Origin of the sequence: Candidatus Phytoplasma stylosanthis, assembly GCF_032886435.1 — a bacterium.
In the GTDB taxonomy this organism is placed as follows: Bacteria; Bacillota_I; Bacilli_A; order Acholeplasmatales; family Acholeplasmataceae; genus Phytoplasma; species Phytoplasma stylosanthis.
This window is the reverse complement of sequence record NZ_JAUZJP010000003.1, coordinates 1-12788: the sequence shown is the minus strand read 5'-3', so window position 1 is coordinate 12788 and position 12788 is coordinate 1. Positions and strand designations below refer to the sequence as shown.

General features: G+C 18.5%; 13 protein-coding genes. 10 read left to right on the top strand and 3 right to left on the bottom strand.

The window, feature by feature from the left end:
• Position 1: 1 nt before the first annotated feature.
• From Q8777_RS01035 to Q8777_RS01015, 5 genes are all read left to right on the top strand, one after another.
• The gene (locus tag Q8777_RS01035; protein WP_318676419.1) at positions 2 to 556 is read left to right on the top strand and encodes an HAD-IA family hydrolase; all 555 of its coding nucleotides are present in this window, start codon (positions 2 to 4) and stop codon (positions 554 to 556) included.
• 283 nt (positions 557 to 839) lie between these two features.
• Positions 840 to 1397, top strand: a complete 558-nt coding sequence (rsmD, locus tag Q8777_RS01030) for a 16S rRNA (guanine(966)-N(2))-methyltransferase RsmD (RefSeq protein ID WP_318749363.1) — start codon at positions 840 to 842, stop codon at positions 1395 to 1397.
• Positions 1398 to 1511: 114 nt separating this feature from the next.
• On the top strand, positions 1512 to 1718 hold the full coding sequence (locus Q8777_RS01025; protein ID WP_318676416.1) for a YneF family protein: 207 nt from the start codon (positions 1512 to 1514) through the stop codon (positions 1716 to 1718).
• A 126-nt stretch (positions 1719 to 1844) separates the two neighbouring features.
• Positions 1845 to 2078 (top strand): hypothetical protein, encoded by a 234-nt coding sequence (locus Q8777_RS01020; protein WP_318676415.1) that lies wholly within the window; start codon positions 1845 to 1847, stop codon positions 2076 to 2078.
• 43 nt (positions 2079 to 2121) lie between these two features.
• Positions 2122 to 2541 carry an OsmC family protein gene (locus Q8777_RS01015; RefSeq protein ID WP_318676414.1) on the top strand — a complete coding sequence of 140 codons (420 nt, stop codon included), beginning with the start codon at positions 2122 to 2124 and terminating at the stop codon, positions 2539 to 2541.
• A 167-nt stretch (positions 2542 to 2708) separates the two neighbouring features.
• Here the strand turns inward: Q8777_RS01015 and Q8777_RS01010 are convergent, their stop codons facing one another.
• Positions 2709 to 3503, bottom strand: coding sequence for a hypothetical protein (locus tag Q8777_RS01010; RefSeq protein ID WP_318676413.1), 795 nt, complete (start codon positions 3501 to 3503; stop codon positions 2709 to 2711).
• Between the two features lie 406 nt (positions 3504 to 3909).
• Between Q8777_RS01010 and Q8777_RS01005 the strand changes: the two genes are divergently transcribed.
• A complete protein-coding gene (locus Q8777_RS01005) occupies positions 3910 to 5226 on the top strand; it encodes a Wadjet anti-phage system protein JetA family protein (RefSeq protein ID WP_318749365.1) in 1317 nt (438 codons plus the stop codon).
• Between the two features lie 492 nt (positions 5227 to 5718).
• On the opposite strand, the gene fba is transcribed toward Q8777_RS01005, so the two are convergent.
• The gene (gene fba / locus Q8777_RS01000; RefSeq protein ID WP_318676411.1) at positions 5719 to 6588 is read right to left on the bottom strand and encodes a class II fructose-1,6-bisphosphate aldolase; all 870 of its coding nucleotides are present in this window, start codon (positions 6586 to 6588) and stop codon (positions 5719 to 5721) included.
• A gap of 24 nt (positions 6589 to 6612) precedes the next feature.
• The gene (gene gap / locus Q8777_RS00995) at positions 6613 to 7620 is read right to left on the bottom strand and encodes a type I glyceraldehyde-3-phosphate dehydrogenase (protein WP_318676410.1); all 1008 of its coding nucleotides are present in this window, start codon (positions 7618 to 7620) and stop codon (positions 6613 to 6615) included.
• A gap of 1423 nt (positions 7621 to 9043) precedes the next feature.
• Between gap and Q8777_RS00990 the strand changes: the two genes are divergently transcribed.
• From Q8777_RS00990 to Q8777_RS00975, 4 genes are all read left to right on the top strand, one after another.
• Positions 9044 to 9286, top strand: a complete 243-nt coding sequence (locus Q8777_RS00990; protein ID WP_318676409.1) for a hypothetical protein — start codon at positions 9044 to 9046, stop codon at positions 9284 to 9286.
• Between the two features lie 393 nt (positions 9287 to 9679).
• Positions 9680 to 10471 carry a hypothetical protein gene (locus Q8777_RS00985; protein ID WP_318676408.1) on the top strand — a complete coding sequence of 264 codons (792 nt, stop codon included), beginning with the start codon at positions 9680 to 9682 and terminating at the stop codon, positions 10469 to 10471.
• A 415-nt stretch (positions 10472 to 10886) separates the two neighbouring features.
• Positions 10887 to 11291 carry an SVM family protein gene (locus Q8777_RS00980; RefSeq protein WP_318676407.1) on the top strand — a complete coding sequence of 135 codons (405 nt, stop codon included), beginning with the start codon at positions 10887 to 10889 and terminating at the stop codon, positions 11289 to 11291.
• A 591-nt stretch (positions 11292 to 11882) separates the two neighbouring features.
• A complete protein-coding gene (locus tag Q8777_RS00975) occupies positions 11883 to 12011 on the top strand; it encodes a hypothetical protein (protein WP_318749438.1) in 129 nt (42 codons plus the stop codon).
• Positions 12012 to 12788: the final 777 nt, after the last annotated feature.

Genomic DNA, 12788 nt, shown 5'->3' with positions numbered 1-12788 from the left:
AATGATTAATAAATATAAAAAATATTTACCTTCTTTTTATTATGATTCTATCTTTGATATTCCTTATGATAATTTTGCTAAAAACAAAATTAAAGCTTTATTTTTTGATTTAGATAATACTTTGTTAAGAATAAAGGAAAAAAAACTTAATTTAGATACTCAAAATCTTTTGAAAGAATTAAGTTTTAAATTTAAAATATTTATAATTTCCAATGCTTCTTTATCAAAATTGAAAAATATTTTTTTTGATTTGAAAATAAATTATATATATTTGAATATATTTCATAAAAAACCATCTTTATGGGGTTTAAAAAAAGCTTTACAATTATTACATATAAATTATAATGAAGCTATTATGATAGGCGACCAATTAAGAACTGATGTTGCAAGTGCTAATAAAATGAATATTGTTTCTATTTTGGTAAAACCTTTAGATAGAAAAAACGAATCTTTTATAACAAAATTATCACGTATTTTAATAGAAAAAAAAGTCATTAATAATATTAAAAAAAAAAATGTTAAAGAATATGAAATTAAATTCAAAAAATTTATATAGTTTTGATATATTTAATTATTTTTTAGAATATTTATTTTTCTTTTTATAAAATTTTTTTTATCTCTTTTTTGGTAATATTTTTTTTATTGATTGATGGTTAATAATTTTAATTATTGTCTACTTAAAAAAGAATTTTTATATTTTTTTGTATTTTGTTCATTATTTTATTCATCATAGGTATTATTTGTTGTGTTTGTATATATTAAAATAATTTCTAACTTTTTCATTTAAAAATAAATTAGTTTTTAAAAATAAATTTTAGTAAAAGTGAATATATTTAAATATGTTACGTATTATTTCAGGAAAATATAAAGGTTTTAAATTGAATTCAGTTTTATCTGATCAAACAAGAAGCACTTCTCATTTATTAAGAAAAAGTTTATTTGATACAATTGGTAAATTTATTGAAGAAAGTATTGTCTTAGATTTATTTGCTGGTTCTGGAGCTTGTGGTTTTGAAGCATTAAGCAGAAAAGCTAAAAAAATTTATTTAGTGGATCACTCTTTTTTAGCTTTTAATATTATAAATAAAAATAAAAACAAATTAAAATTAGATAAAAAAAAAGTTCAAATTTTTTGTAGTGATGCTTTTAAGATGTTGCGAAAATTTATTAAACAAAATTTATTTTTTGACTTAGTTATTTTAGATCCTCCTTATTTTTTTAATTTTTATATTTCAATATTTAAAAATTTAGAAAAAATTACTCATGAAAAAAGTTTGATTGTTTTGGAAATTCATTATAAAACTTTATTATCTTCTGAAATTAATAGTTTTTATTTATTTAAAAAAAAAATATTTGGTACACGAAAAATTTATTTTTATAAAAAAAAATTTTTTTAAAATCTTATATTTTTTAATTTATTATATTTGATATATAATATTATAAGTTAAAGAAAAATTTAGGAATTTTTTTAAATAAATAAAAAAAATAATATAAAAAGAGGGTTAATATTTATGGCATCAGTTTTGTTAGGGGTTATATTTTTTATCTTAGGTTTTGTGTTAGGCGGTTTAATAGTTTTTTTTGCTTTCAGAAGATATTTATCAAAAAATCCTCCTATTACAGAAAAACAAATAAAGTTAATGTTTAAACAAATGGGAAGAAATCCTGGCGAAAAACAAATAAAACAAATTATGGCTAATATTAAAAATCAAAAATAAAATAGGAAATAATATTTTATGTCTTCAATATTTTTTTTTCTTTTAATATTAATTAACTTATTTATTTTTATTTTAATGAATATTTTTTATTATTTTAGAGAAAAAAAAAAAATTAAAAAATATTTGATGAAAATAGTAGATTTCGAAAAAGATTTTTTAAAAACTATTTTTAATGAATATAGCGATAAAGAGATTATCTTAACAAAAAATCATCCTATTACCAAAAATTTATTAAATGTAAAAATAGTTTTTAAAAAAGGAGATAATCAAAATAATTCTAATCAACTTGTTTGTTATCTAAATAAAAAAGTTTTGGATTTAATTAAAAAAGATCAAAAATTAAAAGATATTTATTTATAATTTTTTAAAATTTTTTGAAAAAAAGGAAATAAAATTAATAATTATGAACCAATTACAAATTACCGCTTATTATGAAGATCAATTTAAAGATATAGGAATTATAAAAAATGGTTTAAGAACTAAATTAGTTTCTGCTTTTATGAATGATAATGTTCAAGATTGTAGTTCACCTAAGGAACTTTTTAGTTTGTCTTTAGTTTTATGTTTTTATAAATCGGCTAAAAAAGTTTTAATTTCAAAAAATAAACCAACATTAGATATAAAAGTAAAAGTTTTATGTGATACTTTAATTGATGAAAAAGGTTATTTTTTTAGAATTAATTTATTTTGTGGTATCCAAGAATTATCTATTTCTGAAATTAAAAATATTGTAGAAGAAACACATAAAAAATGTCCTGTTTCTAGAATTTTAAATAATTATCATCAATTTAAAGTAAATTCTGTTGAATATAATGAAATATAATTTCCCCTCCATAATTTAGAAAATTTATCTTATAAATTATTTATATTTATAAAGTCAAAATTATCAGGAAACAAAATATTTATTTATAAAAATAAAAATTATTTTCATAAATTAAAAAATAGTAAAAATTATTTATCAAAAAAATTAAATTTTTCAAAAATAAAAAATCAATATTCGATAATTTTATCATTAACAATTATTTTTATGAAAGGTATTTTAGTTTTAGGATTTAATTTTGGATCTTTTTTTTTATAAAAAAAATAAATTTTTTTTGCTCCATTTGATAATTTTAATAAATCATTTATATTACTATTATTATGATCTATAACTCTTAATCCTTCATCAAAATAAATATAAATAAAATCAATTTCTCCATCAATTTCTTTTTTAATATTAATATCAATATTTTTAAAACAAGGCAATGGAGCTATTATTCCTCTTTTTGGCGCTATATTATAACAATTTTTTTTTATAAAAATATCTTCAGTTTCAGTTATTATTTTATTTATTTTTAAAAAATTATTAATCAATTTTTCCATTGAAAAATAGTCGTTATCTAGAACTAAATTATTATATTCAATTAAATGTATTTTAGTTTTTTCTTTTGAAAAATTAAAACTTTGATCCCAAAAAACAAAAGCTTCAGAAATAGATAAAATATTTTTGTCTAAAAGTTCCTCTAATGTATATAAATTATTTTGAGATTGATATTTTTCTGCAAAAATATTATTTCTAGGTGTTAAATAAACACCTATTAATCCTTTAGGAGGTTTTTTTATATTATAAATTAAAGAGTTTCCTCCAAAAGAATTGTAGGAAGGATTATTTTTATCTAAAAAAATAATGTCTTGATTATTATAAGATTGTAAAATATCTTTTATATATTTTATATTTTTGTCTTGAAGATAAATATTGTATCTTTTTATAGAAGTTTTGAAAATATCTATAAATTCTTCTTGCATATTTTCTTTTTTATTAATTTTTATTTCATTATTGATACGTTTATGAAAATAAATATAAGCAGAAATACGATGATTTGGTAATAAAATAGAATAAATCAGACAAAAAGGAAATAAAATGAAAAAAATACTTTGAATCTTATTATTTTTTTTAATACTATAATACCTCTTTTTTTATATTATTTTTTAATTTTTATTAACTTTTTTTCTAAAAAAGAAAAATCAAAAAAAAATTTAATTTATAAAATTTTTTTCAAATATATAATATTTTTTAAATTAATTTCTCTAAAAATAAAAAATTAATAACATTTTTAAAATAAATAATATCTATTTTTAAACCTTCTATTATTATATATTATGTTTAAATTTTTTATTTATAAATAAACATAAAATATTTGAGGCTATAAATGTGACTAATTTATTTCGAATTATAAAATCTAATTTTTTTCAGATTTTATCTTCTATCAATAAAGAAATTTATATTGATTGTTTGTTTATTTTAGATAAATTAGCAAACGAAGATGAAGAATTTAACATTAACAAAGATATAGCTTTAAATATTTTAGAAAAATATTTTAAAGAAAAATCTAAAATTTTAGTAAGAGAAAATAATGATGATTTAGAATTTATAAATAATCATCGCCAGAAAGCTTTAAAGGTTATTTCTTTATTTAAAAAAAACGGTTGGCTTTCAGAAGAAAGAATTAGTTTTAATATAACTAATTTACATTTTTTTGATTATAGTATAGAAATGATTTTTTTCTTAAAGAAAACTATTAACCAAATTAAACCTGAATCAATTGAAAATATTTATAGTATTTATTATTTATTAAAAACTTCTTTTTTAGAAAAAAATTTTAATATTTTAAAAGAAATTGTAATTATAACTAAAAACATTCTTATAAAGTTAAAAATTTTGAAAGCTAATATTTATTTTTTTTATAACCAACTTATAAATACTAATTTTGATTATAATTTAAACAAAATTTTAGAACAATTATTATTAAATTATAAAAAAAATTTTTTTGATTCTTCTTATTATATTTTAAAAACAACTAATAATTTTTCTAAATATCGTATTAAGATCAATTTAATGTTAAATAAAATAGAATCAAAAAATTTTTCTTTTGAAGAAATAGATGAAATAAAAAAAAATTTAAAACTAATAGACAAATTAACACAAATTATAGATCAAAAAAATGAACAATATTTACAAATATCTTGTAATAGAATTTTATTTTTTTATAATCAAAAAAAAAATATTAAAAATATTTTAAATTGTACTATTAAATTTATTTTAAATAATAATATTAATATTCATTTTTATGATTTTTTTAATTTATCAATTATCAAAAATTTAGATGAATTATCTTTTTATAAACCTCGAGTGAATAAATTAAAAATATTAACATCAAAATTAGATAAAATTCCTGTTGAAATAAAATATAATTTAAAAAATAAAAAAAAAAATTTTTTAAATAAAAAAAATTATTTTGATAATAAAAATATTAACCTTTTCGTTGAAAAAATTTTGAATAAAAAAAAATATATTAAAGCATCTCAAATATCTTTACAAAACAATCAAGATATATCAAAACTTATTTTGATTTATCTTTATTCTAAATCTTCATGTTATAAAAATATTTATCAAATTAAAAAATTAAACCAAAAAGTTAATAAATATAATTTAATTTTTTTAGATTTTGAAATTTCCAAAATTAATTAAAAATAAATAAAAAATTATTTTCCTTCTTAAATTTTTTATTTTTCAAATTTATATTTATTAACTTGAATTTTAACTAACTTTATTTTTAAAAAATAAAATTTAACTTTTTTTAAAATAATTAGTTAGATATATATTTTTTAAAAAAGATTTTTATTTTTATAATTTATAAATTATTTTAATTTTTTAAAAAAATGGAATAATTATGAACTTTTTTAATAATAATTTTGAAAATATCTTTTTTCTTTAATTTTTTAAAAAGAGTTTAATAATATAGGTGTTATTTTTTTAAATTAATTTATTTTTCAATTTATTAATGATTATTAAAATTAAATAGATTTTTAAATAACAAATATTTTTCCATAATAATTTTTTTAATAAAAAAAAAAATTATCTAAAGATTAATAATAGTTTTATGGTTTTTTAAAATTCATTAAAAAAATTAAAAATTTGATTTTTTATTTAAAAAATAAAAATAAATTCAAAAACAAATAATTAAAAAGCTTTATTAATGCTCCCGAATAAAGTTAATTTTTTTTTTAATTCTTCTTTAATTGCTAAATAACCTGGGTTTAATAATTTTCTTGGATCGAAACCTTTATTAGATAAATCTTTTTTATCTTCAATATATTTTCTTGTAGCTTTAGCAAAAGCAATTTGAAATTCAGTATTAACATTTATTTTAGCTACTCCTAAATAGATAGCTTTTTTGATCATTTCTTCTGGAATACCTGTTCCTCCATGAAGAACTAAAGGAGTTTTTTGGTTCGTTAAAGTTCTAATTTTACTGAAAATATCAAATTTTAATCCTTTCCAATTTGGAGGATAAGGTCCATGAATATTACCTATGCCAGCTGCCAACATATCTACTCCTAAGTCGGCTATTTTTTGGCATTCATAAGGATCTGCTATTTCTTCTTGTCCAGTTAACCCGTCTTCTTCTCCGCCAATTCCTCCAACTTCTGCCTCTACTAAAACTCCCTTATCATGACATATTTTAATTATTTCTTTTGTTTTTTGGTAATTAATATCAAAAGGAAGATGACTTCCATCAAACATAACAGAATTAAAATTTGCTTCTAAAGCTTTAAAAACACCTTCATATGAACCATGATCAAGATGTAAAATTACAGGAACTGAAATATTATAAAAAGAGTCTAAATTTTTAACTAAAGAAAAAACTGTTTTAAAACCGCCCATATATTTAGCTGCTCCTTCAGAAACTCCCAAAATAACAGGAGTTTTTAATTCTTCTACTGTTTCTAAGGTTGCTTTGATCCATTCTAAATTATTTATATTAACTTGAATAATAGCATATTTTTCTTGATGGGCTTTTTGAATAATTCTTTTATCTGATATTAACATTTTAATTTTCCTTAAAAATACTTTTTAAATTAAATTACTTATTTTTAAAAGTAATCGTGACAATTGACTAACATAACTCATTTCATTATCATACCAAGCAATTAATTTTAAAAAACGTGGTTTGTCTTTTAAAATTTGTAAAGTATTAGAATCATATAAAGAACCAAAATTAGTACCAATAATATCAGAAGAAACAATTGGATCTTCTACATAAGCTAATGTTTGATTAATATTTTTTTTAAAAGCGTTGTTGATCATTTCTTGGTTAACTTCTTTATTTAATTCTGCTGTTAAATCAATTAAAGAACCCGTAACATTAGGGACTCTAATTGCTGTTCCGTCTATTTTCCCTTTTAATTCAGGAATAACCAATTCAATCGCTTTAGCTGCGCCGGTAGAAGTAGGAACCATATTTGCGGCGGCTGCTCTACCTCTTCTGGTCCAAATTCCTTTAGGATGATTTTGATCTATTAAAGATTGATCATTAGTATAACTATGAACAGTGGTCATAAAAGCTTGATTAATTCCAAAATTATCATTTAAAACTTTTATTATTGGTGCTAAACAATTAGTAGTACAAGAAGCTCCACTAATTATAACATCCTCATGATTTAAAATATTATCATTCACATTATAAACAATAGTTTTTATTTTTCCAGTTGCTGGGGCACTAATCAAAACTTTCTTAGCGCCAGCTTCTAAATGTAAACTTGCTTTTTCTTCACTTGTGAATAATCCAGTACATTCTAAAACAATATCTATTTCTAGATTTTTCCAGGGTAAATTTTGAGGATTTTTTTCTTGAAAAACAATAATTTTTTTTCCATCAACTATTAAATAATTTTTTTCAAAACTAATTTTATCTTTTTTATAAGAACCTTGAATAGTATCATATTTTAAAAGATAAGCTAAACTTTCGGGAGAAGCTAAATCATTAACAGCCACTATATCTATGTTAGGATTATCAAAAAGAGAACGAAAAGATAATTTACCTATTCTTCCTAAACCATTAATTGCTACTTTAGTTTTCATAATATTCTATATACCTTTACTTTTTAAATTTATAAAAATATCTTAAAAAAATATTTAATAATCGAAACATTATTTTTTTTGAAAAAAATAATAAAAAATAATTAAGTAACATAGAAAAATAAAAAAAGACACACATAAATTATTATACATTTTTATTATAAATTTGATGTTAACTTTAAAGTTATATCACTGACATTAATATAAAAAAAATGATATAAATAACATATATATATATTATTTTTTTTGTTAAAAAACGAAAATATATAAAAAAATTATGATTTAGTTAAGAAAATAATTATTTTAAAAAATATTTGTTAAAAAAATATTTTTCCTATGGTATAATTTACTTGGTTATACTTTTTTTATTTTTATAAAACAGTATAATCAATAAAAAAAACCAAATTTAAATTATTAAATGAAATTTATTATTAAATTAAATTTTAAAATTTTTTAAACTAAAACTAAAAATACTTTTTCCTTTCTTTCTTGTTTATAGTTATACAATTCATTCTTTTTTTGAAAAGTTTAGAATTGTATAACTATTTTTTTTATTGAATTCTTATTTTATTAAAAATTATCATCATGTTAATGATTACAAAAATAACTTTTTATTTTTATAAAAATTTAAATATAAAAGTTGTTGGATAAAAAATAGATTTAACTCTTTTTATCCACTGAATATTTTTAAAGAAATTAATAATAAAGATATAAATTTAAGTTTATTTTTTAATTTTTCAAATGTTTAAAAATACGTTTAATTTTACTTTTTAAAAAATTTTTCAAATTCTAAAAAAATTTTTTGAAAAATCCTTTAATGTACTTTTTATACAAAAAAGTGAAACAAAATGTTAACAAAAATGAAAAAATAAATTTTTAAAAATAAATAATTTCATTTATAAAAAAAGAATCATTTTAAAAATTTTAATTTTTTAATTCTTTTTTAAATTTTTTAAATGTTATAAATATGAGAAAATTAATAAAAAGAAGATTATTTAAATAATGAAATAAAATAGTTGAAAATGTATAATAAATAACTACCACTGAAAAAAACGCACTGCTCCCTATTCGCTACACAACCAAATGAATAGGTTACATTGGTAACATGGAATAAAAAATAAAGAATAGAATTAATAATAAAGACCAATTTTAAAGTTTGTCTTTTTTTGTTTTTAAAAAAAGATAACCTTTCTATAAAAAAATACGGAAGGAAGAAAAATGATAAAAAATCATTTTTTAAAAAAGATAAAACAATAGAAACATAAAAGTTAATTACTCTTTTTTTAAAAGACAAAAAAATCTCAAATTGAGAGATGAAATTATTAAAAATTATGAAGATTTTGTTTGGAACAATAGTACATAGTTTTAAATATTATCCTTTAAAATATTAGAAAAACAAGATTTATTCCAAGAAGGGATATTAGGATTGCTAAAAGTTTTTCATAAATATGAAGATATCGAATATTCATTTATGAATTATGCAATTGAGATCATAAAATTTGAAATAAGAGAATTAATTATAAAAAGTTATATTCCTTCAAACCCACAAAGAAAAGTGAAAGAAGAAATAAAGACCAACAACGAAGAATTCAGAGAAGAAATAATCCCTTTAACATTTTCTAAAGATCTTAAACCCTCATCAATACTGGTTAAGAGAAGTAAAACATGAATTTTTTATTAAGAAATTAAAAAAAATTTAGTGACACTTAATTAAAAATTATTTGTTTAGCTTTTGGAATAACATCAGGAAATATTAACCACGATTATCAAACAACATCCTATTTAAATTCTGATATTTCTAATTTGCTAAATTTAAAAGTTGAACAAGTTATAAATATTAAAAAAACATGTTTTAAAAAATTAAAAAACAAGAATGAAATTTAAGAAGCGGGTATATTCTTTATAAGAATTAAAATAAGAGCCGGCTATAGTAATTTTCAATTATTAAAATTAGGTTATTCTCTAAAAAAATCATGAATAAAATATAAATAAATAAAAGATAAAAAATATATAATATTGATATATTTAATTAAAAATATTATTAAGAAAGGTTATTCCAATAATGAATCAATCAAATTTTTTCCAAAAAAATGGTTTTTTTATTTTTCTTCTTACCATTTTTGGAATTGTTTGTTGTGTTGTCTGGTTTAAAAATCAGAAAGAAAAAGAAACAAAACCAGTTTCTCCGCCAGAATCAGTATCAGAATCATTACAACCATATGAAGAAAAATCGATTCCTCCTCAAATGAAACGTTATACAAAAACTATCCTACCAAAAATTAAAACAACTACTGCTCGTTTAGAACAAATTAAAACTTATCTTTTTACAGAGCATTCTGATCATAATTTTTTACCTCCTGATTTATCAGAACGAGAAAAAGAAAAAATCACTGAATTAAAAAAAAGTTGGAAGGAAAAATTAGAAAATTTAGAAAATAGAAAATTAAAAAAATATATAAACGAATACCAAAAAATATATGATGAACACCAATCACAATTAAATTCTCTTCTGCCTCAAATAGAATCTTTTAAAAAACAAAAAATAAAATTAGAAGAACAACTAGAAATAAAACAATCAGAAATTGATAGATTAAAAATTGATAAAAAAGACAAAGAAGATGAAATAAAAAAACTTCAAGATGAAAAACAAGTTATATTTGAAGAAATCAGACAAGTCGAAATTAAAATTGGTAAATTAGAAGCGGACCAAAAATACTATCAAGATATGTTAAATCGTGTCAAAGATTTAAAAAAAGGTTCAGAAAAAAGCTATGAAAGAATTGAAAAAGAATATAAAAATTTAATTCTTTTTGAACTTGATCCCCTTTACGAAATAACCTCAACTGAGGGATAAATAAAAAGGAGTTTAGTAATTAATGTTTAAATTACAAAATCAATTAAAAATAATTAAGCATTTGTTTATTACTTTTTTTTAGGAATATTATTAATAAATAATAAAAATCATGTGCTTCACCTAGAATACATTTAGATGTAAGAAAAAATTAACTTGAAGAAGAAAAAAATAGTTTAATTATATAATTTAAATAACGTTTTTAATGATATTAATTTAGATTTTTCTCCAACATTTTTAAACAGAATAATTATAATTTTCAATAGAATAGATATTGTATTAAATAATATCCAAATGATAAATCAACAAATTATTTCTCGCGATTAACGCAATCCACAAAATTAAAATAATCCAAAACCATCAAATAACAACCGAATGCACTAAAATAAATAAATAAAAATAAGGAGTAATATATATAATGTTAGTAAAAAATAAATTACATCTTTTACCATTCTTTTTAATTAGTTGTTTAGGGTTATTATTTCAAATGAATAATAATCAAGTTATGGCGGCACCTAATGAAGAGTTTGTTGGTGATATGAGAATCGTTAATGTAACTTTATCAAATATTAATGTTCTAAAAAATCATGAACCTTTTTTACGATATTTTGATTTTACACTAAATTATCCATGTTATAACGGAAATATGGAATCATTTGCAATGATATGGAAAATTAAAAATCCTCCTCGCAATTTATTAGGTGTTTTTTTTGATAATGGTATAAGAGACGATGAAGATGATAAATATAATTTAGAAGAATTAAAACAAATAGGTAATGGTGCTCATAATATGTATATTTTTTGGAAATATGAAGAAAAATAACTTTCTAGATTTATAAAAAGGAGATTTGATTAATAATAATAATTCAATGATGGCGATTAAAAATAATAATTTAGAAGAAAAAAATTAATTTTTAAAAAAATAAAAAAAAATTAAATTTTATATCTTAACATTACAAATATACAAACAAAACCAAAAAATAAAATTTAAAAAAATATTAATAGATAATGATCCTGAAAAAAAACTTTTAAAAGTAAATAAACAGTCCAAAATAATAACAAAAGACAAAAAAATATTTTATTAATTTAAGTCCCTGTCCAAAGGGACTTTTTTCTCAGCAAAACATTAACAAAAATGGTAAAGAAAAACATTCCAATCATTAAAATCAAAAAAAATGATACAAAAATGATGCAATATAAGAAAAATTAGTAGTTAAAAACCAATAAATAAACACTAAAAATAAGAATTAAAACAAAAAAAAATCGTGCTCAACAACGTCACGAAGAAAAAAAACAGCCACTCTTTTTAACAATGTTTTTGCTAAAATATAATAAGAAAATAAAAAACAATAGCTCAAAAATAATTATTTAAATTATATAATATATTCAGTTATCAAGAAAGGTTAACTCAATCATGAATCAAACAAACTTTTTTCAAAAAAATTGGCTTTTAATTTTCATTTTTATCGGTATCGGAATTGTTGGTTGTTATTTTTGGTTTCAAAATCAAAAAGAAAAAGAAACAATGGTTGTGTTCCACTAAAATATAACTATTTCAAAACGAAAATTTGTTCTAAAATTAGAATCAAATTATTTACTAATTACAAATATGATAACACAAAAAAGAAAATTGTTTACAAAAAAAATTTTAAATTTTTTATTTTTTTAAAATTTGCTTTTTTAACAAAGAAAAAGAAAAAAAGAAAAAGAAGCAAAAAGAAAAAAAGAAAAAGAAAACATATATATATAAAATATATATAAATATTCCCCTATAAATCTAAGCTTAATCTAAGTTTAATCTAAGCTTATTTTTTTAAAAAAAAAAAAAAATATTTTTTATCTATTTAATTAAATAAAGAAATTAAAAAAAATGAAAAAAGCTTAGATTAAACCTAGATTTTTAGGGGGAATTATATTTACAATTTTTTTAAGTTTTAATTTATAAAACTATTTTAACTTTTTAACGATTTTAAACATTTTAAAGCATTGTTCTTTAAAAAGAGTATTATTTTATATCTCTTGACTATATCGTTTCTTATTTAATTGATTTGAGTTGTTTTAGAAGGTATTGATTGTTAATGAAAACCTCTATTTTGATATTTCTAGAATAATTTTTAAATCATTATAAATAAGAAGAAAAAAAATTAAAAAAATTGTTTTCTTAACTTCGTGCTTTTTTTTATTTAAAAAATTAAAAAATCCTACTAAACAAGGTTCTCAATGAGAATTGAGAACAGAATAATGATTTTTAAATTCTAAAGGAGTGAAATATTTTAAATATTTTAATCTTCTTTTTTGATTATAATTCTTAATAAAAGAA